The 24,452-nt window shown below is 71.1% G+C and carries 18 protein-coding genes; 9 read left to right on the top strand and 9 right to left on the bottom strand.

Going from position 1 to position 24,452, the window contains the following annotated elements:
• Positions 1 to 38 precede the first annotated feature (38 nt).
• On the bottom strand, positions 39 to 3,485 hold the full coding sequence (locus MKK88_RS28190; protein WP_279602577.1) for a DUF3971 domain-containing protein: 3,447 nt from the start codon (positions 3,483 to 3,485) through the stop codon (positions 39 to 41).
• A 184-nt stretch (positions 3,486 to 3,669) separates the two neighbouring features.
• Between MKK88_RS28190 and MKK88_RS28195 the strand changes: the two genes are divergently transcribed.
• The 6 genes from MKK88_RS28195 to MKK88_RS28220 all read left to right on the top strand — a co-directional run bounded on the left by MKK88_RS28195 (position 3,670) and on the right by MKK88_RS28220 (position 9,398).
• On the top strand, positions 3,670 to 4,137 hold the full coding sequence (locus tag MKK88_RS28195; protein ID WP_244005738.1) for a peroxiredoxin: 468 nt from the start codon (positions 3,670 to 3,672) through the stop codon (positions 4,135 to 4,137).
• Between the two features lie 85 nt (positions 4,138 to 4,222).
• Positions 4,223 to 5,398 carry a M23 family metallopeptidase gene (locus MKK88_RS28200; RefSeq protein WP_244005740.1) on the top strand — a complete coding sequence of 392 codons (1,176 nt, stop codon included), beginning with the start codon at positions 4,223 to 4,225 and terminating at the stop codon, positions 5,396 to 5,398.
• A 57-nt stretch (positions 5,399 to 5,455) separates the two neighbouring features.
• The gene (locus MKK88_RS28205; RefSeq protein WP_244005742.1) at positions 5,456 to 6,019 is read left to right on the top strand and encodes a Uma2 family endonuclease; all 564 of its coding nucleotides are present in this window, start codon (positions 5,456 to 5,458) and stop codon (positions 6,017 to 6,019) included.
• A 57-nt stretch (positions 6,020 to 6,076) separates the two neighbouring features.
• Positions 6,077 to 6,418 carry a hypothetical protein gene (locus tag MKK88_RS28210; protein WP_244005743.1) on the top strand — a complete coding sequence of 114 codons (342 nt, stop codon included), beginning with the start codon at positions 6,077 to 6,079 and terminating at the stop codon, positions 6,416 to 6,418.
• Between the two features lie 92 nt (positions 6,419 to 6,510).
• Positions 6,511 to 7,362 carry a DUF1206 domain-containing protein gene (locus MKK88_RS28215; protein WP_244005745.1) on the top strand — a complete coding sequence of 284 codons (852 nt, stop codon included), beginning with the start codon at positions 6,511 to 6,513 and terminating at the stop codon, positions 7,360 to 7,362.
• Between the two features lie 77 nt (positions 7,363 to 7,439).
• On the top strand, positions 7,440 to 9,398 hold the full coding sequence (locus tag MKK88_RS28220; protein WP_244005747.1) for an SDR family NAD(P)-dependent oxidoreductase: 1,959 nt from the start codon (positions 7,440 to 7,442) through the stop codon (positions 9,396 to 9,398).
• Positions 9,399 to 9,526: 128 nt separating this feature from the next.
• On the opposite strand, the gene MKK88_RS28225 is transcribed toward MKK88_RS28220, so the two are convergent.
• From MKK88_RS28225 to MKK88_RS28245, 5 genes are all read right to left on the bottom strand, one after another.
• Complete coding sequence (locus MKK88_RS28225; protein ID WP_244005749.1) at positions 9,527 to 10,447, bottom strand: NAD-dependent epimerase/dehydratase family protein; 921 nt, start codon at positions 10,445 to 10,447, stop codon at positions 9,527 to 9,529.
• Positions 10,444 to 11,478 (bottom strand): glycosyl transferase, encoded by a 1,035-nt coding sequence (locus MKK88_RS28230; RefSeq protein WP_244005751.1) that lies wholly within the window; start codon positions 11,476 to 11,478, stop codon positions 10,444 to 10,446. Before MKK88_RS28230 ends, MKK88_RS28225 begins: the two co-directional genes overlap by 4 nt.
• A gap of 47 nt (positions 11,479 to 11,525) precedes the next feature.
• The gene (locus MKK88_RS28235; protein ID WP_244005753.1) at positions 11,526 to 13,205 is read right to left on the bottom strand and encodes a methyl-accepting chemotaxis protein; all 1,680 of its coding nucleotides are present in this window, start codon (positions 13,203 to 13,205) and stop codon (positions 11,526 to 11,528) included.
• Between the two features lie 291 nt (positions 13,206 to 13,496).
• Positions 13,497 to 15,557, bottom strand: coding sequence for a methyl-accepting chemotaxis protein (locus MKK88_RS28240; protein ID WP_244005755.1), 2,061 nt, complete (start codon positions 15,555 to 15,557; stop codon positions 13,497 to 13,499).
• Between the two features lie 321 nt (positions 15,558 to 15,878).
• Entirely contained in the window at positions 15,879 to 17,909 is a 2,031-nt protein-coding gene (locus MKK88_RS28245; RefSeq protein WP_409566722.1) for a protein meaA, read from the bottom strand.
• A gap of 463 nt (positions 17,910 to 18,372) precedes the next feature.
• On the opposite strand from MKK88_RS28245, the gene ccrA reads away from it, so the two are divergent.
• Positions 18,373 to 19,659, top strand: a complete 1,287-nt coding sequence (gene ccrA, locus MKK88_RS28250; RefSeq protein WP_244005758.1) for a crotonyl-CoA carboxylase/reductase — start codon at positions 18,373 to 18,375, stop codon at positions 19,657 to 19,659.
• Positions 19,660 to 19,834: 175 nt separating this feature from the next.
• Entirely contained in the window at positions 19,835 to 20,134 is a 300-nt protein-coding gene (locus tag MKK88_RS28255; RefSeq protein ID WP_244005831.1) for an alkylphosphonate utilization protein, read from the top strand.
• Between the two features lie 216 nt (positions 20,135 to 20,350).
• Here the strand turns inward: MKK88_RS28255 and MKK88_RS28260 are convergent, their stop codons facing one another.
• The 3 genes from MKK88_RS28260 to MKK88_RS28270 form a co-directional block, all read right to left on the bottom strand.
• Positions 20,351 to 20,551: a hypothetical protein gene (locus tag MKK88_RS28260; protein WP_244005760.1), complete on the bottom strand. Its 201-nt coding sequence runs from the start codon at positions 20,549 to 20,551 to the stop codon at positions 20,351 to 20,353.
• A gap of 68 nt (positions 20,552 to 20,619) precedes the next feature.
• Positions 20,620 to 21,939 (bottom strand): MFS transporter, encoded by a 1,320-nt coding sequence (locus tag MKK88_RS28265; RefSeq protein ID WP_244005762.1) that lies wholly within the window; start codon positions 21,937 to 21,939, stop codon positions 20,620 to 20,622.
• 317 nt (positions 21,940 to 22,256) lie between these two features.
• Entirely contained in the window at positions 22,257 to 22,817 is a 561-nt protein-coding gene (locus MKK88_RS28270; RefSeq protein WP_012318079.1) for a cupin domain-containing protein, read from the bottom strand.
• A gap of 167 nt (positions 22,818 to 22,984) precedes the next feature.
• Between MKK88_RS28270 and MKK88_RS28275 the strand changes: the two genes are divergently transcribed.
• A complete protein-coding gene (locus MKK88_RS28275; RefSeq protein ID WP_244005764.1) occupies positions 22,985 to 24,319 on the top strand; it encodes an aspartate aminotransferase family protein in 1,335 nt (444 codons plus the stop codon).
• Positions 24,320 to 24,452: the final 133 nt, after the last annotated feature.

The raw sequence follows: 24,452 nt of genomic DNA on the forward strand, positions 1-24,452 counted from the left end.
CGCAGCGAACCCGGCGGCGCGCTCGAGCCCGCATCGCCCTATTGCGGCACCGCCTGCATCCCATCCGCGAAGGGCCCGCCCCCGGCGCTGAACAGCTTGCGCAGGAAGCCCGGGGCGATGGCCGAGAGCGGGTTCACGCTCACGTCCGGGGAGGCGAGCTTGCCGGCCACGCGGAAATTGACGGCGAACAGACCCTCGTTGTGGCCGCCGCCCAGCAGCGGCCCGAGCAGCGGCAATTGCGAGGCCACGTTGTTCAGCCCGTAGAGCGGCACGAAGGTCCCGGTCATGTCGGTGCGCTCGCGACCCGTGTCGAGCCAGCCCGACAGGGTGAAGCCCATGGCGGCGTTCGAGATCGCCGCGTCGCTGAAATCCACCCGCGTACCCGTGCGCACGAAGTTGGCCCGCATCCGGTCGAAGGTGACGTCGCCGGCCGCCCGGCCCGGGGCGATCCGGCGGCCGCGGGCCGCGTCGGTGTCGGCCGGCTCCGGCCCCTGCGCCATGATGCTCGACAAAGCCGGCTCGTTGCGCAGGGTGAAGTCGCGGATCTGCACGACGCCCGCCTGGGGGCCGTCGTTGAGGCCGATCCCGGCATTGAGCCGCCCGCCATGCATCCGCCGGTAGATGTCGACGAAGCGGAGCGTCGCGCCGGCATCGGCCGAATCCACCGCCAGGGTCGGCACGCCGCGCTCACCCCGGGTGACGGAGGCCGCGAAGGGGGCCGCGCGGAAGCGGCCGCTGATCGTGGCGGCCCGCAGGGTCTTTCCGTGCAGCGACAGCCGTAGGTTGGCGCCGGTCAGCGCCTCGTCGTTGAAGCCCGTGACGATCGGCACCTGGATGTCGGCGTCGATATCCTTGGGGTTCGCATCCTTCGTGTCCTTGCCGCCCTTTCCGTCCGGTCCGCCGAGGGACTTCAGGAACGGCCGCGCATCCACCACCGCGCCCCGGACGACGACCTTGTAGCCGCTGCCAGTCCGGTCGAGGCTGACCCGCAGGTCGTCGCCGGGCGAGAGCTTGACGTTCGTCAGGTCCGCCCGCTCCAGAGTCCCCTCGGGCGTGATCGTGACGGTGCCGCGGGCCTGCGCCGGCGCCGCGTCGAGGGCCAGGTCGCGCAGCTCGAGGCCCTGGCTGCCATCCACGAGGGTGAAGGTCAGCCGTCCCGGCTTGCCGGCTTGCTTCGTCAGCCCCGGCAGCAACCCATCGATCCCGACCTTGGCGAGATCCGCCTCGACCCGGATCGGTGGCTTGCCGGTTCCGGGCCGGCCGATCGGCACCACGGCGCGGACCGGGATCGTGCCGGTGAGCTGCGGCGCGGTCGGAAGGCCCTTCCGGCCCCGGACCGCATCGTCCAGCGCGACGTTGACGATCGCCTCGCCCGGCTGGCCGACCTTCGGCTGGCGCAGGTCCACGGAGACCGGGGCGCCCGCAACCCGGCCGTCGCCCTTCAGGGTGAAGGCGCCACGATCATACGCCAAGGAGAACTTGCCCGCCTCCAGCCGGTCCTTGCCCATCACCTTGTCGACCGCGAGGTCGTTGAGGGTGCCGGTCAGGGTCACCGGCAGGTCGGGCAGGTCGGGGATGTGCTTGAGGTCGAGGGGGAAATCGACCCGCAGGTCGGCGCTGCCCTTGATCGTGGCAGGGTCGAGATCGACGCTCATCACGCTCTTGAACAGCTTGGCCTGAAGCACTGAGGCCATGCCGTCGGCGCCCCCGGAGAGGCGCATGCCGATCTGGGCCACCACCCGGTCGGGGGTGATCTGCGGGATCACGAAGCTGCCATCCGTGATCGCGAGGCCGCGCCCGTCCGGCCCGTGAACTTCGGCGGTCACGTTGCGCACATTGGTCGAACGGCCCGTGATGGTCCCGACGACGTTGCCCTTGGTGACCGGCGGCGCGTCGGCTGTGACGTCGATCGCCGCATCCGAGACGTGGAAATCGATATGGACGGCGTCGTCCGGAGCCGGCTCGCCCCGCGTGGCGGCGGCCAGGACGGTTCCCGACATCTTCACCCGGATATCGACCGAATCGACGCGCCCGCGTCGGAGCTGGTCCACCAGATAGGTCCTGGCCGGCGGCGCGATGTGCTCCGGCCAGAGGCGCAGGCCCGTCCGGACCTCGCCGTCATGGCCGACGATGTGAAGGTTGAGGCCGCCATCGTCGGCCGTAGTGCCGATCGTCCCGGTGATCGTCCCGGTCACCCCCGGGGCGGCCAGGTTCAGCGCATCGATGGCGATGCCGCCGTCCCGGCCGGAGAGCTGCGCGTCCAGCGCGTCGATCTTCACCGGGGCGTCCTTCGGCGTCGCGCCGCGCAGGGTGGCGTCCCGGCTCGCCAGCGTCGCGGTCCAGGTCGTGGCGGCATCCGCCGCGCTGCCCTTCCAGGCCCCGGTCAGGTGCACGGCGTTGCCGGCCCCACGGTAATCCAGGCCGGTCAGCGCCATCACGCGGCCGGCCTCGTCCCAGTTCAGATTCGCGTCGAGGCTTTCAACCGTGACGGGGTTGAAGTCCTTCTCCTCGATCAGGAAGGTGCCGTCGCCGGTATGAACCTTGGCGGTCATTGTCTTGATGCGCCCGGCCGCGAGGCTCACGTCGGCGCGGGCCGAGACCTTGAGGTCGGTGGTCAGCGGCAGGCCCGACTGGCCGGAGAGCAGCAGCAGGTCGGTGACCGGCAGGTCGTCGAGGGTGATGACGCCCGAGCGTTCCTGGCCCTCGCCCCCGTCGCGCAGGGCGCCGCCGAACCGCCACTCGCCGTGCGGCCCGTCGAGCCGCAGCTCGAAGGTACGTGTGCCGTTGGCTGGATCGCGTCCGAACAGGCCGTTGACCCGGGCGAAGACCGCCCGCTCACGGCCGTCATCGTCGATCAGGCGCAGGCGCGCATCGGTGATCCGGGCCCGGTCGAGGGCGCCGACCACGCCGCTCGGATCGAGCACGATGCCGAAGATCGACGCGATGCCCGCCGAGAGCGGCGACACGCTGCCCCGGACCCCGTCCACGCTCGGGGGCGTATGCGGCTGGATGTCGACCGGGTGGTTGGCCTCCGAGGCCGCGAAGGCGATGGACCCGTCCCGGTGCAGCAGCGCGGTGGTCTGCGTCTCGCGGAACTCGATGGAGCGCGGCTGCAGGTTGAGCCGCAGGAGGCCCCAGAGGTCGAGGCTGACCAGCGCCAGGGGGGCGCGCACTACGAGGTCGCCCTGCGGATTGCGGATGTCGAGGCCGGTGAAGCGCAGGCTCAGGGCATTCTCGCGGTCGAGCTCGAGGCTGCTGCCGCGGATGCCGATACTCCAGCCGGGACCGATGCGCTCGGCCACCGCGGCGGCGACGCGGCGCGACAGGCCGTCGATCTGCAGCGGCCCGTTCGACAGGCGCAGGGCCACGAGGCCGATCCCGGCGCCGAGGACCAGCACCAGGGCGAGCGCGCTCACAAGGCAGAAACCGCCTACGCGCCGTGCCCTCCCCCGGGGCTTGCATGCCGCCGTCGTCTCGTCCGCCATCGGGACCCTTGTTCCGGGGAGTCTGGCCCGCAGAGCCCGCTGGCTCCGCGGCCGGTGGATCGAAGCGCGCCCGCGCTTTACAGCGGCCGCGACTCCGGTTTTGGCTCGGGCGTGCGCGGCGTGAATGCGTGGTGCCGGGCACGGGATCGGTTGCACATCATCATTCGGCCGAAAGGAAGGCACGATGCCGCTGTCAGAGGGCGATCCGGCCCCGGATTTCGACCTGCCCGCCTCTGCGGGAGGCCGCATCGCGCTATCCGCGCTCCAGGGTCACAAAGTCGTGCTCTACTTCTACCCGAAGGACGACACGAGCGGCTGCACCCTGGAGGCGCAGGACTTCAACCGCCTGCTGCCGGATTTCGCGGCGGCCGACGCGAAGATCGTCGGCCTCTCGCCTGATCCGGTGAAGAGCCACGACAAATTCTGCGGCAAGTACGGCCTCGCCTTCCCCCTCGCCTCCGACGCGGACAAGGGCGTGCTCGAAGCCTACGGCGTCTGGGTCGAGAAGAGCATGTACGGGCGCAAATACATGGGCGTCGAGCGCACCACCGTGCTGGTCGACCGCGCGGGGCGGATCGCGAAGATCTGGCCGAAGGTCAAGGTGCCGGGCCATGCCGAGGCGGTGCTGGAGGCCGCCCGGGCGCTTTCTTGAGGCAAGACGAGCCGCGCCGATACAACTCTCGACGGATCTTTAACCTTACCCAGTCTTGAATGACGGCTCTCGCGGGGCCGTCCCGATGCACAGTTCGACACTCTCATCGCGCCGTCCGCCCCGGGCTACGCCGTGGCTCGCCGTGGGCCTCGCGCTCGCGCTGCTCTGGGCGCTGGGCGCGAGCTACCTGATCGTCTTTCACGACGAGGTGCTGGCCGGTTTCGTGGCCCGGCAGGCGGCGCTGCGCGACGCCTATGAGGAGCAGCTCGCGGAGCTGCGTGATCGCCTCGACCGCGACCACCGCGACCGGGCCGGCACCGAGACCGGGCTGGCGGAGCGCGTCACGGCGGCGCTGGCACGACAGGCCGAACTGGAGCGGCGCGCCGCTTCCCTGGCCGAGGTTGCGCGGCAAACGCGCCCCGATCCCGTCGCCACCGGTGCGCTGGCTCCGCGCCGCGGCGTCGGCCCCACGCCGGTCGACGATGCGCTGGATCTGCGCTCCGACGATGGCGACGAGCCCACCCGGATCCTGCCGCGCCGGAGCGCCCTCGAGGCCGAGACCGGGCTGATCCGGCTGGAGGCGCGCCTCGACGGCCTGCAGGCGGCGCAAGGCGAGCGCCTTGCCGGCCTGGCCGCGCGGGCCGGCGACGAGGTCCAGCGCCTGCGCGGCCTGATCCGCCGGACCGGCCTCGATCCCGCACGCTTCGACGCGCCGTCAGCGGGCGTCGGCGGTCCGCTGGTCCCCCTCGACAGCCGCGTCCTGGATGGTGCCGGCTTCGAGGCGAGCCTCGCCCTGACCCGCCGGACTCTTGCGGATGGCGAGCGCCTGCGCCGGACCACCGCCGGGCTGCCCCTGGGCCGGCCGATCCGGGGCGAGGCGATCGTGTCGAGCCCGTTCGGCACCCGGCTCGACCCGTTCACCCGCGGCCTCGCCCTCCATACGGGGCTCGACCTGAAGGCAGAATACGGTGAACCCGCCCGCGCCACGGCCCCCGGCCGGGTGATCGCCGCCGAGGCCGCGGGGGGCTACGGCAACATGGTGGAGATCGATCACGGCCACGGCCTGACCACCCGGTTCGGCCATCTCGCCCGCATCGCGGTTTATCCGGGGCAGCGCGTCGCCGCGGGCGACACGATCGGTTCCGTCGGTTCGACCGGACGCTCCACCGGGGCGCACCTGCACTACGAGACCCGCATCGACGGCGTGCCGGTCGATCCGCAGCGCTTCCTGATGGCCGGTGCGGAGCGCGGCGGCGACTGACGCCGTCGCCCCTGGGGCCGCCCCGTGCTAAGCTCCGAGTCGCGATCGGAGGCCGCCATGGCGTTGGCTGTGAAGCGCGACGCGCGCATGAACGTCGCCGCGTACAGGCGCTGGGTGGAGCCCCGCCCGGACGAGGAGCGCTGGGAACTGCTCGACGGCAAGCCGGTGCTGATGGCGCCGCCCCGGGAGCGACATCAGGCGATAGTCGCCAACCTCATCCGCCGGATCGGGGATCTCGCGGACGGCAAGGGCTGCCGCGCCATGCCGGGTCTGGCGATCCTCAGCGACGCGATGGACGATTTCGCGCCGATCCCCGACGTGGTGGTGCGCTGCGGACCGCCCCTGCCGGACGGCTATGCCGCGGATCCACTCCTCGTCGCCGAGGTGCTCTCGCCCTCGACCGTGAGCCTGGATCGTGGCCGCAAGTTCGACTTCTACCGGACGGTGCCGAGCCTCAAGGTCCTGCTGATCGTCTATTCCGACGAGGCCCGGGTCGAGGTCTGGCGGCGGGAGGCCGAGGATTGGGGCGGCACGGCGGTCGGGCTCGACGGCATCGTGGCGTTGCCGGAGCTTGATGGCGCCGTGCCGGTGCGCGACATCTATCGCGGGCTCACCTCCTGAGCCGCACCCGACTCAAGGGTCGGCTTCCCCGGCCCGGCAGAGCACCAAGGCACCGACTTGCCCCATTTCGAAGATTTCTACGCGGCCAAGCTGCGCGGCTCCCTCGGTGTGACGGACGCGGACTCGGTTCTCGACCTGCGCGGCGCGAACCGGGCGCGGGCCGAGGCCTCCCTGAAGGACATGCTGGAGCGCAGCCGCTTCGCCAAGGGCAAGACCGTGGCGATCCGCCTCGATCCGCCCCCGGAGGGCGGCGGCGAGACCCTGTTCCAGCCGGCGGGGCGCCTGCTCCTCGACGCGAAGCGCCGCGGCCTGATCGAGCGCCTGCAGACCCTGCCGGCCCAGGACGGGCTCGGCTTCTACGTAGCGCTGTCCGGACGGGCCGAGCGCACGCCGATGTAGGACGGCGCAGGTTCCTACGCCGGCAACGGATCGGGCACCTGCCGCGGGGCGTTGATCGGGTCCGCATCCGACGAGCACCCCCATATCCCGGCATGAGCACCCTCCCCGGCGGCCGCAACACGATCGAGCGCGTCGCCCGCTTCGGCTACGGCGCCCGCGGCGTGGTCTACCTCGTGGTCGGCGGCCTCGCCCTGCTGGCGGCGCTCGGCCATGGCGGGCGGGCCGGCGACAGCAAGGACGCCCTGCGCGCCGTGCTGGCCGGACCCTTCGGCGCGGCGCTCGTCGGCCTGATTGCCCTGGGGCTCGCCGGCTTTGCGCTCTGGCGCCTCATCGAGGCCGTCACGGATGCCGACCGGCGGGGCACCGGGATCAAGGGCTTGGCGGTGCGCGGCGCGCATCTGGTCAGTGCCGCCCTCTATTTTGGCCTCGCCGCCAGCGCCGCGTCGCTGAGCCTTGGGCTCGGCCTGAGCGGCGGCGACGGCATGCACGATGGCACCGCATGGCTGCTCGCCAAACCCTTCGGCCGCTGGCTCGTGGCGCTCGCCGGCCTCGCGGTGGTCGGCGGCGGCTTCGGCTTCCTGGGGAAGGCGTGGCGGGGCGACGTCACCGATCGGCTCGCCCTCGATGCCCAGGCCCGGGCGCGCTGGGCCGGACCGATCGGCCGCTTCGGCTATGCGGCACGGGGCTTGGCCTTCCTGATCATCGGCGGGTTCCTCGTCGCGGCGGCGTGGCACCAGCGCTCGTCCGACGCCAAGGGGCTGGGCGAGGCCTTCGCGCTGCTGCGCGCCCAGCCCTACGGCTCGGTCCTGCTTGGACTCGTGGCCGCGGGCCACGCCGCCTTCGGGGCGTTCGGGCTGATCCAGGCCCGCTACCGGCACATCGAGGCCCCGGACATCGACCGGGTCGACGATGCGGCCGGGGAAGCGGCCCGGGCGTTGACCTGACGCGGGTTCGGACGGCCCGTCGCGTTGACAGGACAGGTCCCGCGGCGGATACCCCGCGGCACCCCATTCGGCCCCCGATGCAGCAGCGCCACTACAAGACCGCGGTGATGGTGGCCCACGACCTCGCGGCGACCGCCGCCGCCGTGGTGCTCACCTTCCTGTTCCGATTCCAGGGCGGGATGCTGGACGAGCGTCTGCACGCCCTGCCCCTGCTGCTGCCGCCGTTCCTGGCCTTCGCCGGACTCGTCTACGCGCGCTTCCGGCTCTACCGGACCAAGTGGCGCTTCGCTTCGCTGCAGGATCTCGCCGGCATCGTCCGGGCGGCGAGCGTGCTGGCGCTCGCCCTGCTGGTGACCGACTGGGTCCTGGTCTCGGCCGACCTCTACGGCTTCTACTTCTTCGGCAAGATCGCGATCCTGCTCTACTGGGTCCTGCAGATCTTCTTCCTCGGCGGGGCGCGCCTCGCCTTCCGTTACCTTAAGGACACGCGGTCCCGGCAGTCGAGCGCCCGGGCCGCCACCGTGCCGACCCTGCTCCTCGGGCGCGGGGCCGATATCGACGTGCTGATCCGGGCGATCGAGGCGGGCTCGGTGAAGAAGCTCGCGCCCCGGGGCATCCTCTCACCGCGGGCGGACGAGCGCGGCCAGTTCATGCGCGGCGTCGCCGTGCTCGGCGGCTTCCCGGATCTGGAGCGGGTGGTGGCCGACCTCGCCGCCCGCGGCGAGCCGGTGCGGCGCCTCGTAGCGACGCCGAGCGCCCTCGTCCCGGAGGCGTCGCCCGACGACCTGATCGCCCGCGCCCGGCGGCTCGGCCTACCCCTCGCCCGGGTGGCCGGCCTCGGCGAGGGCGCCCAGGGCCCGGAACTGGCGCCGCTGGAGATCGAGGACCTGCTCCTGCGCCCGACCGTGCCGATCGACCGGGTGCGCCTGGAGGCGTTCCTCACCGGCCGCCGGGTGGTGGTGACGGGGGGCGGCGGCTCGATCGGCTCCGAGATCTGCCTGCGCGCCGTGGCGTTCGGGGCCGCGGCGGTGCTGGTGCTCGACGCCTCGGAGCCGGCTTTGCACGGCATCCTCACGCACCCGGCGATCCTGGCCGCCGAAGCCACGGTGACGGGGGTTCTCGCCGACATCCGCGACCGGGAGCGGACGCATGCGGTCATCGTGGCGTTCCGGCCGGATTACGTGCTCCACGCCGCCGCCCTGAAGCAGGTGCCCTACCTGGAGCGGGACTGGCAGGAGGGCATCAAGACCAACGTGTTCGGCTCGATCAACGTCGCCGAAGCCGCGGTGGCGGCCGGCGCCCGGGCGCTCGTGATGATCTCCACCGACAAGGCGATCGAGCCGGTCTCGCAGCTCGGCGTCACCAAGCGCTTCGCCGAGATGGTCGCCCAGGCGCTGGACGCCGAGCAGTCGGTCCGGCCGGGTCACCCCACCCGGCTGATCGCCGTGCGGTTCGGCAACGTCCTGGGCTCGGCCGGCTCGGTGGTGCCGGTGTTCAAGGCACAGATCGCCCGGGGCGGTCCGGTGACGGTGACCGATCCCGAGATGGTCCGCTACTTCATGACCGTCCGCGAGGCCTGCGACCTCGTCCTGACCGCCGCCTCCCACGCGGACGGCGAGGCCCGCACCGCGCCGGATTCGGAGCGCGCCGCGGTCTACGTCCTCAAGATGGGCCAGCCGGTGCGGATCGCCGACCTCGCCGAGCGGATGATCCGGCTCGCCGGCTTCGAGCCCGGCGCGGAGATCGAGATTGCGTTCACCGGCGCGCGGCCCGGCGAGCGGCTGAACGAGATCCTGTTCGCCCGGGACGAGCCGCGCGTGGCGCTTGCGGGGATCGACGGGGTGATGGCGGCGCGGCCGAACTTCGCCGACCGGGCGCGCCTCGACGCCTGGGTGGCGGAACTGCGCGCCGCCGTGTCGGCCGGCGACCGGGTCGCCGCGGAGGCGGTGTTCGAGGCGGCGGTGCCGCATTTCCGCGAGCGCGCTGCGCAGCGGGTGGCGCGAAGCGCGCCGGCTGCCGCGATGAGCGCGGCGTAACCGGGTTTCGAAAGGGATCGTCCCTTGTCTGGGGTCTAGGGCAAAGCCCTGGAAGGTTCGTCGGGCTCCGCCCGACACCCGCCAAAGGGATGATCCCTTTGGAATCCCGGAGTTGGGGTTCCGGATCCTCAGCCGCCCGCCTGCGCCAGCCGCGCCAGCCCGTCCCGGGTCGATCCGGCCGGCTGCCAACCCAGGGCCGCCAGACCGTCGGCCCGGGCCACCAGCCCCTCGGCGATGCGGGCGAACTGCGCGTCGCGGCCGGTCATCCGGCAGGCCAGCTTGAGGAGGCCGGCCGGCACCGGGACGAGCCCCGGGCTGCGGCCGAGACCCGCGCGGAGCGCCGCAATCATCTCGGGCAGGCTGAGCGGATCGGGATCGGCCGCGATCAGCGCTGCCCGCACGGGATCCGGCGCCCGCAGCACCGTGTCGACGGCCCCCGACAGGCTCTCCAGGGAGATGAGCGAGCGCCGGGCCGCGAGGCCGCCGAGCGGCAGCCAGTAGGGGCTGCGGGCGAGGCGCAGGAGCGCGGCCATGTTGCCCTTCACCCCCGCGCCGTAGACCAGGACCGGGCGCAGGGCGACCCAGTCGAGCCCGATCTCGGCGAGCGCCTGCTCGGCCTCCAGCTTGGAACGGCCGTAGGCGTCGGTGGGCGCGGCGGGATCGCCCTCCCCGACCACGCCCGACGCGCTCGGGCCCACCTGGGCACGGATCGAGGACAGGAACACGAACCGCCGCACCTTGGCGCGGGCAGCCGCCTCCGCGAGCTTGCGCGTCGCCTCGGTGTTGAGGGTGCGGTAATCGTCCTCCGGGGCGCCCGACATGGCATGCGCGAGGCCGGCCGAATGCACCACCGCGTCGACGCCGGCCAGCGCGGCGGCCATGTTGATCGGGCGCGTCAGGTCGCCCACCACCGCGCTCGCGGCACCTTCTGGAAGGGCTGTCGGGCGGCGCAGCAGCACCCGCACCCGGTAGCCGCGGGCGGTGAGGTCGGCGAGCAGGTGGCGGCCGATGAAGCCGGTCGCCCCGGTGAGCGCGATCAGTCCGGTCACGGGTGGGCGGCACCTTCGGTGGCCGGCGCCGGAGCGCGGGCGAAGCGGCGGAGCAGGGCCGCGACCAGGGCGAGCCCGGCCGCCAGCGCCGCGAGGGTGACCGGCCAGGACGGCCAAAACAAGGTCGCCGCAGCCAGCGCCGCGAGCCCGAGGTTGACCGCGAAGATGCGCCCCACCACGCCCGGGACGCCGAGGCCGTTCACGGTGGCCCGCTGGTAGAAGTGGCCCCGGTGCGCCTCCCAGATCCGCTCCCTCCGGCGGGCCCGGGCGGCGAGGGTGAGGCTGGCATCGGCGAGGTAGGTGAGCGGCAGCAGCAGGGCGGCCGCGAGGCCTCCCGTTAGGGCGAGGTGCCAGAGTAGCCACGCGGTGACGAGCCCGATCGGCAGCGCGCCGACATCCCCGAGGAAAAGCCTTGCGACCGGCCGGTTGAACGGCGCGAAGCCCAGCACCGCGCCGAGCAGGCAGGCCGCCACCAGGGCCGGCAGCGGCGGCAGGAGCCCGGCGAGGCCGAACAGCAGCAGGGCGCCGGAGACCGGGACGATCTCGGCCACGATCATCCAGTCGAGCCCGTCCATGAAGTTCGTCAGGTTCACGAACCACAGGCCGGCCACGAGGGCGAGACCGCGTTCGAGCCAGACGGGGAGGCCGGGCAGCAGCCGTCCGTCCAGGTGCCCGACCAGCAGGCCGACCGCCACGGCCTGCGCGACGAGCCGAAGGCCGGCCGGCAGCGGGCGCACGTCGTCCACGGCCCCGAGGAGTGCCAGGGCGAGGGTGCAGCCCGCGAGCCAGATCCAGTCCGGCCGGCCGCCGATCTCGGGGGCTGCGATCAGCAGGCCCGAGATCGTCACCAGCGCCGTCACCACGGCGATCCCGCCGCCCTGCGGGGTCGGCACGCTGTGGCTGGAGCGGGCGTTCGGCCGCGCCAGGGCATAGCGCTGCAGCAGCGGGAACAGACGCAGGATCAGCCCCGCCGTGAGGGCGGCGGCGAGCGGGACGGCGAGGAGGAGAAGCGTGGGCAGGGCGGACGGCATGGCGCCGTCCTACGCGATCCCGGGCGCGATCGTGAGAGGGCGGCGCCTTACGCCGCCCGCACCGTCGCCAGGAATCGGCCGACCTCGACCGTGAGATGCTTCGATTGGCGCGACATCGCGGCAGCGGCCTCCAATGCCTGGGCGGCTGCCGTGCCGGTCTCCTCGGCGGCCTGAGCGAGGTCCGCGATCGTACCCGTGACGGCGCCGGTGCCGGCTGCCGCCTGCGCGACGTTGCGGACGATCTCCTGGGTCGCGGCCCCCTGCTGCTCCACCGCCGCCGCGATGCTCGTCGCCACGCCGTCGATCTCGCGGATGCGCCGGCCGATCCCGTCGATCGCCTCCGTGGCGCGTCCCGTCGAGCTTTGAATCCGGCCGATCTGGCCCGTGATCTCCTCGGTCGCCTTGGCGGTCTGCTCGGCGAGCGCCTTGACCTCCGAGGCCACCACCGCGAAGCCGCGGCCGGCAGCGCCCGCGCGGGCGGCCTCGATCGTGGCGTTGAGGGCCAGCAGGTTGGTCTGCGCCGCGATTCCGGAGATCAGCGCCACGACGTCGCTCACCGTCGCGGCCGCTGCGCTGAGATCCTGCACCAGCGCCACCGTCTCGGTGGCCTCGGTCACGGCCGTCCGGGCGAGCTGCGCCGAGCCGCTGACCTGCCGGCCGATCTCCTCGACGGAGGAGCCCAGTTCCTCGGCCGCCGCCGCCACGGTGCTCACGTTGGCAGCCGCCTCATGCGCCGCGGAGGCGGCCGAACTCCACTGCCCGGAGGATTTCGCCGCGCTCGCCGTCAGGGACCGGGCCGTCGCCTCCAGTCCGGCGGCGGAGGTGGAGACGCCGCCGACGATCGTGCCGACCGTCTGCTCGAAGGCGTCGGCCATCGCCGCCGTCGTCGCGCGGCGCTCGCTGTCGATCTGGGCCTGGGCCGAGGCCGCCTCGAGGGTGCGGGTCCGGATCAGGCTATCGCGAAAAATTACGACGGCGCCGGCCAGCTGGCCGATCTCGTCGCCGCGTTGCTGCTCGGGAATCGCGCCCTCGGTATCGCCGCCGGCCAGACGCTGCGTCGCCCGCGTGATGGCCTTGAGGGGCCGGCTGACGCCGCGCATGACGAGCACGGTGGCGCCGGACGCGACCACGAGGGCGATGGCGGCCAGCGACAGCATCGACAGGTTGGCCCGCTCATAGCTCTCCTCGAGTTCGACGCCGCTCGCCTTGCTACCGGCGGCGTTCAGCTCCACCAGGCGGTCCCAATCCGTCAGGACGTCGTTGATCCGGTCCGACATCGTCGCGTTGAAGTGGTGCAGCCCCCCGGGACCGTCTCCCGCTGTAACCATCGCCATGGCGCGGGCCTGCTCCCCATCGTAGGTCGCCATGTGCCGGCGCAGGCTGGCGAAGCTGTCGCGCTCGGGCTGGGTGAGCGGCAGGGCTTCGAGGCGGGCATAGTTCTCGGCGAGTTGCTGCCCACGCTTGGCGATCTTGGCCTTCACGGCGGTCCGGAGTTCATCCGTGTCGGCCGTGATCAGACGGCCGCCATTGACCCGCAATTGCATCACGAGGATGCCGATCCGCCCCAGCGTATCCGTCGCCGGCAGGCGGACGTCCCGCATCCCCGCCGCGGTGGTGTTGACGCTGCGCAATTCCGCCAGCGCCAGGACGTAGGTGGCAACGATGAGGAGGACCAGGGCGGCCAAGCTGAGGCCGAGCTTGGTCGCGATCGTGATGCTGGAGCGCATGGCGTCGGTGTCTCTATTCAGGGTAGAAATTCGAATTTTATTGCATAGATCTATCGTCGCATAACACAGCTTTAACGGGGCGTGGACTCTGTGTTTCCCCACGTCTTCCAAGATCATGTTTCATTGGATGCGATGATAAAAATCAACGATCGCAGATAGGGCAAGTCGCAGATTTTGGCGACGACGTCCGACGAGCCTCCGTCATTGTCGGGAAGTAAAAATTTCTCTGTTCATCGATGTCCGGCGCAGCCCGGGTCCGGCAGGCCGCGATTGCGGGGCGGGCCCGCCGCGTCACGCGGCCCGGATGTCGCGCAGGAACGCGTCGACCTCCCGATTGACAATCTGCGACTGTGCGGCGAGGTTCTTCGCCGCCGCGAGCACCTGATCCGCCGCCGCATTAGCCTCGGTCGAGACGGTGAGCACGTCGGCGGCGTGATCCGTCACCGTCAGCGTACCCTGGGCCGCCTCGCCCGCGTTGCGGGAGATGTCGCCGGTCGCGCCGGTCTGGGCCCGCACCGCCTCGACGATGGTGCCGCTGATCGTCGACATGAAGGTCACGATGCGGTTTATCGCCTGCAGCGCCGCCGTGGTTTCCTCCGTCGCCGACCGGATGCCGGCGATCTGCTGGTCGACCTCCTCCGTGGCGCGGCGTGTCTGATCGGCCAGGGCTTTGATCTCGGTGGCGACCACGGCGAAGCCCCGGCCCGCCGCGCCGGCGCGGGAGGCTTCGATCGTGGCGTTCAGCGCCAGGAGGTTGGTCTGGGAAGCGATCGACGCGATCGTGGTCGCGGCGGCGCCGATCTGATCGGTGGCGGAGCGCAGATTCTCCATGATGCGGCTGCTGGCTTCGGCTTCGCGCGCGGCATCGGCCGCCACCGAGCTGGATTGGTCGACCTGGCGCTCGACCTCCGCGAGGGAGCCGACCATCTCTTCCGCGGCCGCGGCCACGGACTGCACGTTGACCGCCGTCTCTCCGGCGGCACTCTGTGCCGAGGCGGCTCGGCTGCGGGTCATGTCGGCGAGGCGGCCCATCGTGCGCGCCGTGCCGTCGAGGGTGGACGCCGCCGCCGTGACCACATCCAGCGACCCGGTGACGGCGCGCTGGAAGGCCGCCACCAGGGCGTCGATCCGCTCGACGCGCTCCCGCCGCGCCTCGTGTTCGGCGCGCTGGGCCGCCTCGAGCTCGGACCGGACGATCGCGTTCTGGCGGAAGACATCGACGGCCTGGGCCATGGCGCCGATCTCGTCCCGACGCGTGAGGTAGGGAACTGTCGCTCCGACCGCACCCTCGGCGAGATCGCGCATGTACCGGGTCATCACGATGGTCGGATGCACGAAGGCGCGCGAGCCGAGCCAGACCAAGCCGAGGAGTCCCAGGAGGATGGCAGCACCGACGAGGGTCATCGCGTTCCGCGCCTCCGTTGCGCCCCTCAGCGCGACAGCGCGCGGCACCGTCATGATCATGGACCAGCGCTCGGTCACGCCCGGGAACGCGATCGGTGCCGCGGCCACGAACTCGGCGTCCCCCTCAGGCCCGGGGCCGATCCGGACCTCGGCCCCGTCCCCGCCCCCGCGCTCGACCCTCCCCAGGAGATCCACGAAGGCGGGCTCGGTCACGGGCTTGCCGAGGCGCGCAGGGTCCGGATGGGACACCCAGACGCCCTTGGCGGCGATCATGACCCGCCCCACGCCGAAGGGCGACAGGCTGGCACAGAACGCCTTGGCGGCGGCGAGCGACATGTCGATCCCGGCCATGCCGATCGCCGTGCCCGCACGGTTCCTGATCACCCCGACCGCGGTGGTCATCAGCACCGTCTTGCCGTCGACGACGTAATCGTAGGGATCGACGAGGACCCGCCTGTTCTCGCGGAGCGGCGTGTCGTACCAGCGTTCGGCACCCGCTTCCTTCGTCAGGGGAAGCGGCTCGAACCCGGGCTCCTGCTCGCCCCGCGAGAATGCGTAGACGGCAAAGCGCCCGGCTTCGGCATCCCGGCCGTCGAGCGCGTCGGGCTCCATGCCCACCGACAGGCCGACGAAGTCCGGGTTGGCGCGAATCACGCTGCCCATGACTCCGCGAATCCCGTCGCGGTCGATCGGCTTGCCGGCCGCGATCAGCCCCGACAGGCCCTGCGCCACGGTCGCCGAGACGTCGACCGCCTGGCCGATCTCGCGCGACACGGTCTGGGTGTATTCGGCCAAGAGCGCGCGGACCTGACCGTCGGCGGATCGCTCGCCGGCGGCCGTCATGAACGCCGAGCCGGACAGCGTCACGGCGGCGAGCGCGCCGACACCCAGCGCGCCGGCGCCCAGCAACAGACGCCACCGCAGGCTGACGAACTTGAGCAGCGCCATCGCGAATCCCCGGTCCCTGGAAGCCGTCCGGCGACGCTACGAGTTTTCTCGCTCCTCAAATGTGACACTCGCGGTCGTCGGTGCGGCGGACGATTGTCGGGAGCTTCGGTGCCGCAGTATTATCTACCTGGGGTCGGATCGCGGCATTGATCGACATCTTGCAACAGGGGCGACAGCCGTCCCCGTCCGGATTTCCGCCTCATCCCGAGGGGCCGCGCCTGGGCAATCGCCCCGGTTCCGGGTCCCGGGACGATGCTTCGGATCCCTGTCCGGCTACAGGCTCCTCGCCGCGGAACCGGCGGCCGCTCCTGTGGACCCCGCTCAGTACACGGCGTCGCGCTTCGGCGGCGCCTCGGCCGACGCAAGATTCCGCTCCACCACCTTGGCCAGCCCGATCATGATCTGGTCGATGGCGTAGTCCTTCGGCGTGTAGACGGCGCGCACGCCCATGTTCTTGAGGACGAGCTCGTCCTCGGGCGAGATGATGCCGCCGACCACCACCGGGATGTGGTCGAGCCCCGCCTCCCGCATCTTGGCCCGGACCTCGCGCACCAGCGGCACGTGGCTCCCCGACAGGATCGACAGGCCGACCACGTGGGCGCCGGTCTCCTTGGCCTTGGCGACGATCTCGGCTGGCGTCTGGCGGATGCCGTCATAGGTCACGTCGAAGCCGACGTCCCGGGCGCGCAAGGCGATCTGCTCGGCGCCGTTGGAATGGCCGTCGAGGCCCGGCTTGCCGACCACGAGCTTGGGCGTCTCGCCGAGCCGCTCGCCGAGATCGGCGATCAGGAGCTTGGCCTCCTCGGCGGCCCCGGACGAGACCGTCTCGAGGGTGACGCCCGTGGGCGCCCGGTACTCGCCGAACACAGCCCGCAGGCGCGCGCCCCACTCGCCGGTGGTGACCCCGGCCTTGGCCGCCTCGATCGAGGGCGGCATGATGTTGGCGCCCGAGCGTGCGGCCTGCTCCAGGGCGTCGAGGGCCTGCTCCACGGCCCGTGCGTCGCGGCGGCCGCGCCACTCGCGGATGCGGCCCTGCGCTTCCATCTCCACCGTCTCGGAGACGGAGAAGATCGCCCCCTCCCCGGCGGTGAGCGGCGAGGGCTCGCCCTGCTGCCACTTGTTGACGCCGACCACGATCTGCTCGCCGGCCTCGATGGCCGAGATGCGCCGGGCGTTCGACTCCACCAGCGCGCGCTTGAGTGCCCCGGTCTCGACCGCCGCGACCGCGCCGCCGATGCCGCCGATCCGCTCCAGCTCGGCCCGGGTCTGCGCCTTCAGCGCCTCGACCTTGGCCTCGATCACGTGGCTGCCGTCGAAGATGTCGTCGTATTCGAGAAGGTCGGTCTCGAAGGCCAGGATCTGCTGCATCCGCATCGACCATTGCTGGTCCCAGGGCCGTGGCAGGCCCAGCGCCTCGTTCCAGGCCGGCAGCTGCACGGCGCGGGCGCGGGCGCGCTTCGAGAGCGTCACCGCCAGCATCTCGATCAGGATGCGGTGGACGTTGTTCTCGGGCTGCTGCTCGGTGAGCCCCAGGGAGTTCACCTGCACGCCGTAGCGAAAAATCCGCTTCTTCGGATCGTCGATGCCGTAGCGCTCCTGGGCGATCTCGTCCCAGAGCTCCGAGAACGCCCGCATCTTGCAGATCTCGGTGACGAACCGCAGGCCGGCGTTCACGAAGAACGAGATCCGGCCGAACACGTCGGAGAAGCTCTCCGCGTCGAATTCGGGATCGTCGCGCACCGTGTCGAGCACCGCGATCGCGATGGCCAGCGCGTAGGACAGCTCCTGGACCGGCGTCGCCCCCGCCTCCTGCAGGTGGTAGGAGCAGACATTCATCGGGTTCCACTTCGGCACGTTCTTGGTCGTGAACAGGATCACGTCCTTGGTGAGCCGTAAGCTGGGCGCGGGCGGGAACACGTAGGTGCCGCGCGACAGGTATTCCTTGATGATGTCGTTCTGGGTCGTGCCCTGGAGGGCGGCGATCGGCGCGCCCTGCTCCTCGGCCACCGCCAGATAGAGCGCCAGCAGCCACGGGGCCGTGGCGTTGATCGTCATCGAGGTGTTCATCTGGGCGAGCGGGATGTCCTGGAACAGGGTCCGCATGTCGCCGAGATGCGCGATCGAGACGCCGACCTTGCCGACCTCGCCGCGCGACAGCTCGTGGTCCGGGTCGTAGCCGGTCTGGGTCGGCAGGTCGAAGGCCACCGACAGGCCGGTCTGGCCCTTGGCGAGGTTGCCGCGATAGAGCTTGTTCGACTCCGCCGCGGTGGAATGCCCCGCATAGGTGCGGATGATCCAGGGTTTGTCGCGGCTAGACTTGTCGCTCCGGGTCTCCGCGGCGCTCGCGCCCATCCTGGCCTCCATGTGATCTTTGTATCCGCGCGCGCGGCGCAGCCTTGCCGGCACCGTAGCGAAGGCTTGGCCACGCGTCATCCGCGACCGAAGTGCAAGAGGCCCCTGCACGGGGACGCAGGGCTTTAAAAAACTTGTGCGCTGGAACAGCGGGATTTGAAGGCGCCTGCCAACAAGACCGACGGGGTTCGGCGCGATCTCTGGTATAAAGTCCACCTGAATCGCAGCCTGAACGCCGCGCAAGGTCTCGGGGCCGGTGCCAGTTCCCGGCGCCCGGAATAATACTTGGTCTCCCCGAAAGCCGAATTTGAATACGTGAGCGCTGCCCCTGTGCCGGCGGCTTCTTTACGTCGAAAACCTCTGGGTTTGGACTTTCGACCCACTTGGACGCCTTTCGCATCGCCGCTATAGCGCGAGGGAGAACCGCGGCCGTGAGCAACACGCGGGACGAGAGGAGAGCGAGATGGCGGCGAGCGCTGCGGTCAGTCCGACGACCGGTGAGGTCAAGGATCTCTACGAGATGGGTGAGATCCCGCCGCTCGGTCACGTGCCGGCCAAGATGTATGCCTGGGCGATCCGGCGCGAGCGCCACGGGCCCCCGGAGCAGTCCCACCAGCTCGAGGTGCTGCCGGTCTGGGAGATCGGCGACGACGAGGTGCTGGTCTACGTCATGGCCGCCGGCGTCAACTACAACGGCGTCTGGGCCGGCCTCGGCGAGCCGATCTCACCCTTCGACGTCCACAAGGGCGAGTACCACATCGCGGGCTCCGACGCCTCCGGCATCGTCTGGAAGGTTGGCGCCAAGGTGAAGCGCTGGAAGGTCGGCGACGAGGTCATCGTCCACTGCAACCAGGACGACGGCGACGACGAGGAGTGCAACGGTGGCGACCCGATGTTCTCGCCGACGCAGCGGATCTGGGGCTACGAGACCGGGGACGGCTCCTTCGCGCAGTTCTGCCGGGTGCAGTCGCGCCAGCTGATGCACCGGCCGAAGCACCTCACCTGGGAGGAGGCGGCCTGCTACACGCTGACGCTGGCCACCGCCTATCGCATGCTGTTCGGCCACGCCCCGCACACGGTCCGGCCGGGCCAGAACGTGCTGATCTGGGGTGCCTCGGGCGGTCTCGGCGTGTTCGGCGTCCAGCTCTGTGCGGCCTCGGGCGCCAACGCGATCGCGGTGATCTCGGACGAGTCGAAGCGCGACTACGTGATGAGCCTCGGCGCCAAGGGCGTCATCAACCGCAAGGACTTCGACTGCTGGGGCCAGCTCCCCAAGGTGAACTCGCCGGAGTTCCACGCCTGGACCAAGGAAGCCCGAAAATTCGGCAAGGCGATCTGGGACATCACCGGCAAGCAGGATGTCGACATCGTGTTCGAGCATCCCGGCGAGGCGACCTTCCCGGTCTCGGCCCTGGTGGTGAAGCGTGGCGGCATGGTGGTGTTCTGCGCCGGCACGACCGGCTTCAACATCACCTTCGACGCCCGCTACGTCTGGATGCGGCAGAAGCGGATCCAGGGCTCGCACTTCGCCCACCTCAAGCAGGCATCCTCGGCCAACCAGTTCGTGCTCGACCGGCGGATCGACCCGTGCATGAGCGAGGTCTTCCCCTGGGACAAGATCCCCCAGGCCCACACCAAGATGTGGAAGAACCAGCACCCGCCGGGCAACATGGCCTGCCTGGTCAATTCCCCCCGCGCCGGGCTGCGGACCGTCGAGGACGTGATCGAGGCCGGGCCGCTCAAGCGGTAAGGCCCGGTCCGCAATACTCTCCCCGGCCCCGCCGCCCTCGCGCGGGGCTGGCCCGATCGGTTAAGCTCGGCCGTCCCTCGCCGAATCGGTTGCCGGTTCGGTGTGGCGGGATGCGCGGATGCGGGCCCGAGAGATCCTGACGGACCCGGCCCGATCCGAACCGGGGGTTTGGGATTTGACCGGCGACGACGAGACTTACGTGTACGATGAGGCGACCGGCGAGTGGCTCCCGCCCGGTCAGGCCTCCGCGCCGCCGGCCCGGGCCGAGGTCCGCGACGCGTCGGGCAACCTGCTCGCCGACGGCGATTCGGTGACGCTGATCAAGGACCTCAAGGTCAAGGGTGCGAACCAGACCCTGAAGCAGGGCACGGTGATCCGGTCGATCCGCCTGACGGACGATCCCGAGGAGATCGATTGCCGCCATGACACCATCAAGGGCTTGGTCCTGCGCACGGAGTTCGTGCGCAAGCGCTGATCCCGTCTGACCCGCCAGATCCGGGGTTTCCAAAGGGCTTTGCCCTTTGGCGGGTCGTCAGGGCGAAGCCCTGACCGTCTCAGGAGCAGCCCGACGCGGGACAACGTCCGGCACCAGGGCTCCGCCCTGGACCCGCGAAAGGGCTCGCCCTTTCGAAACCAGGACTATGCCGGTCCGCACTGCGGAAAACACTGTGCTCGCCCGTCAGACAGGCGCTCAAACCCGCAGGTCGACGCTCAGGCCCTGGCCGGGGGGCGCCGGCGGTCCGGCACTCGCCGCGTTCTGGGCGCCCTCCGCCACCAGACCGGCCACGGCCTTGTCGGCCGCGAGCTGCTGCCGGGCGATGGCGACGCCGATCTGCTGGTTCTGGGCCGCGCCCAGCATCTGGACGGCGGCTGCGACGGAGACGGGATCCATGCCCCGAGGTTAGGTCACCCACCTGAATCCGGCGTTACGGCGATCCGCGGCTTTCGAGCGATCCGCCCTCACCCGTCCAGAAAACCGCGCTGGCGTGCCCGGTAGCCGCCGATCAGCGTCACGCAGACGAGGGACACGCCCGCCAGCACCGTGCCGAACACGGCGATCGGCCACCAATGGCCCTGGAACCGCTCGGCCAGCACCGTTCCGACGATCGGCGTCAGGCCGCCGGCGAGGGCGCCGCAGAACTGGTAGGCGATCGAGATCGCCGAGTAGCGCACCCGGGCCGGGAAGGCGCCCGCGAGGTAGCCGGCGATCACCGCGTAGAAGGTTGCGCTGCCGATCACGTTGAGGGCGAGGCCCAGCACGATCAGCGGCACCGACTTGGTCTCGACCAGCCAGAACAGCGGATAGGGCGCCAGCATCGCCCAGACCAGCGTGCCCTGCAGGAACAGCCGCTCGTTGCGGATCAGCTCCGCGATCCGGGCGCCCACGGGGGTCATCACCAGCTGCACGACGGCGCCGATCAGCAGGGCGTCGAGGATCGTGGCCCGCGCGATGCCGAGATACTGCGTGGTGAACGCGATCATGAACGTGTTGAACAGGTAGACCGAGGCGATCGCGAAGGTATTGGCCCCGGCCGCCAGCAGGACCGGCTTGAGGTACGTCGTCAGCACCTCGCGCACGGGGGCCGCCGGCGGACCGCCCGCGGCCCGGGTCTTCTCGAAGGCCGGCGATTCCGCGACGCCGAGGCGGATCGCGAGGCCCACGGCGAGCAGCAGGATGCTCACCAGGAACGGCACCCGCCAGCCCCAGCTCAGAAAACTCTCCTTGTCGAGGAGGCCGGCCAGCCGGAAGGCCAGGAGCGACAGGATCTGCCCGGCGGGGCTGCCGAGCTGCGCGAAGGAGGCGAAGAAGGTGTTGCGCCCGGCCGGCGCGTGCTCGGCAGCCATCAGCACCGCGCCGCCCCACTCACCGCCGACCGCGAGCCCCTGGATCAGCCGCAGGACGACCAGCATCACCGGCGCCCAGAGGCCGACCGACGCGTAGGTCGGCAGCAGGCCGATCCCCGAGGTGGCGATGCCCATCATCACCAGCGTCGCCACGAGGGCCCGCTTGCGCCCGAACCGGTCGCCGAGATGCCCGAAGATCAGGCCGCCGAGCGGCCGGGCCAGGAAGCCGACCGCGAAGGTGCCGAAGGCCGAGAGCGTCGCGATGTAGGGGGATTCCGCCGTGAAGAAGAGCGGCCCGAACACCAGGGCCGCCGCGGTGCCGTAGATGAAGAAGTCGTACCACTCGATCGTGGTGCCCACGAAGGCCGCCAGCGCCGCCCGGGCGGACTGGCTCTGTCCGGGCTTGGCGGCCGGGCTTGCGGTCGTGACGGCCATCGATCCTCGCGCGGTATTATGAATTCAGATGCCACCCTGCATGCGCCCGTCAGGCGGGTGACCGCAACGCCTGCGTGCGACAGGGCGGGTGTTTCAGTGAGATGCGGGACTGCGCGATGCGGTTTTCCAGGGGGCTACACATCTGCTGGGCGCCCGCGCCTCCCATCTAACCCCCTCATCCCGAGGCGCCCGCGAAGCGGGCCTCGAAGGAGGGCTCCAGAAATCGCAAGGCCATCTGGAAGGCTCCTTCGAGGCCTTCGCTGCGCTCCGGCCCCTCAGGATGAGGGGGGGGGGATTGGATAGTCCGACGCGCCCTGTCAAAAACTCGGCGGTGTGCAGGCGCTCACCACCTCGCAGGGATTGGGCCCGACGCAGCGGAACCGGTGCGGCCGGCGGCTGTCGAAGCTGTAGGCGTCGCCGGGGCCGAGGATGCGGCGCTCGGCATCCACCGTCACCTCCAGGCGGCCGGAGAGCACGATGCCGCCCTCCTCCCCCTCGTGGGAGAGCGGCACCCGGCCGGTATCGGCGCCCGGTTCGTAGCGCTCCTTCAGGATCTGGAGCTTGCGCCCGAACAGGCTGTCGCCGACCTGCCGGTACGAGATCGCCCCCTTGGCGGCCCGGCGGCCGATCTCGGTGAGTTCCTCGGCGGCGAAGAACGCCTTGCGCTCCGGCTCCGGCTCCAGGGCGAAGAACTCGGCCATACCGATCGGCACCCCGTCGAGGATCCGCTTCAGGGCGCCCACCGAGGGGTTCACCCGGTTGGCCTCGATCAGCGAGATCGCGGAATTCGTCACCCCGGCGCGTTTGGCGAGCGTCCGCTGCGACAGGCCGTGGCGGGCGCGCACGAAGCGCAGGCGGGCGCCGACATCGATGCTCATCCGGCTGAAGGCCCGTTTCAGGTGTTGCGGATCCCGCAACGGTGCCACCCGCGGCCCCGATCCTGCAAGGGCTTGGCGGCGATCAGAAAAGGACTTGTTGCCCGATCGGCGAAGGTGTCCCCTGGTCCCGCCGCCCGATCCGCGCCCCCTGCCCCGGAGAACCGCCCATGACCGACCATCCGCTCCGCAACACGCCCGCGATGGACGCCTTCTGGATGCCGTTCACGGCCAACCGCCAGTTCAAGGCGGCGCCGCGCCTGCTCGTCTCGGCCGAGGGCATGCACTACACCGCCGATGACGGCCGCACGATTCTCGACGGCTCGGCTGGGCTCTGGTGCGTCAATGCCGGCCACGGGCGCCGGGGCATCGCGGCGGCGGTGGAGCGCCAGCTCGCCACCCTCGACTTCGCGCCGACCTTCCAGATGGGCCACCCCATCGCGTTCGAGTTCGCCGAGCGCCTCGCCGAGATCGCCCCGGGCGGCCCGGACAAGCGCCTCGACCGGGTGTTCTTCACCAATTCCGGCTCGGAATCGGTCGACACCGCCCTCAAGATCGCGCTGGCCTACCAGCGGGCGATCGGTCAGGGCACGCGGACCCGGCTGATCGGCCGCGAGCGCGGCTATCACGGCGTCGGCTTCGGCGGCCTGTCGGTCGGCGGCATCGTGTCGAACCGGCGGGTCTTCCCGACCCTCAATGGCACCGACCACCTGCGCCACACCCACGACCCGGCTCGCAACGCCTTCGTGAAGGGCCAGCCCGAGCACGGGGCGGAACTCGCCGAGGATCTGGAGCGGCTGGTGGCGCTCCATGGGGCGGAGACCATCGCGGCCTGCATCGTCGAGCCGGTGGCGGGCTCGACCGGCGTGCTGATCCCGCCGAAGGGCTACCTGGAGCGCCTGCGCGAGATCTGCACGAAGCACGGCATCCTGCTGATCTTCGACGAGGTCATCTCCGGGTTCGGCCGCCTCGGCGCGCCCTTCGCCACCGACTATTTCGGCGTCGTCCCCGACCTCGTGACCAGCGCCAAGGGCCTGACCAACGGCACGGTGCCGATGGGCGCGGTCTTCGCCAGCCGCGCGGTCCACGACGCGCTGATGCAGGGTCCGGACGGGATCGAGCTGTTCCACGGCTATACCTATTCCGGCCACCCGATCGCCTGTGCGGCCGGCCTCGCGACGCTGGACATCTACCGGGATGAGGGGCTGCTCACCCGCGTCGCCGATATCGCGGACGACTGGGCGGCGGCGATGCACGACCTGCGCGGGCGCAAGGGCGTCATCGACATCCGCAGCATCGGGCTGGTGGCCGGCATCGAGCTGGCGCCGCGTCCGGACGCGCCGGGCAAGCGCGCCTACGACGTGTTCGTGGATTGCTTCGAGCGCGGTCTGCTCACCCGGGTGACCGGCGACATCATCGCGCTGTCGCCGCCGCTGATCATCGAGCGCGGCCAGATCGGCGAGATCGTGGACATCCTCGGCGCGGCGATCGACCGGGTCGCCTGAGGGCTTTGGATCGGGGTTTCCAAAGGGCGAGCCCTTTGGTGGGTTGTCAGGGCAAAGCCCTGACGGATTCCAAGGCGCCGCCCTGGACCCGCGAAAGGGCTCGCCCTTTCGAAACCATGACGTGAGCCTGCCG

Source organism: Methylobacterium sp. E-005, assembly GCF_022829725.1.
In the GTDB taxonomy this organism is placed as follows: Bacteria; Pseudomonadota; Alphaproteobacteria; order Rhizobiales; family Beijerinckiaceae; genus Methylobacterium.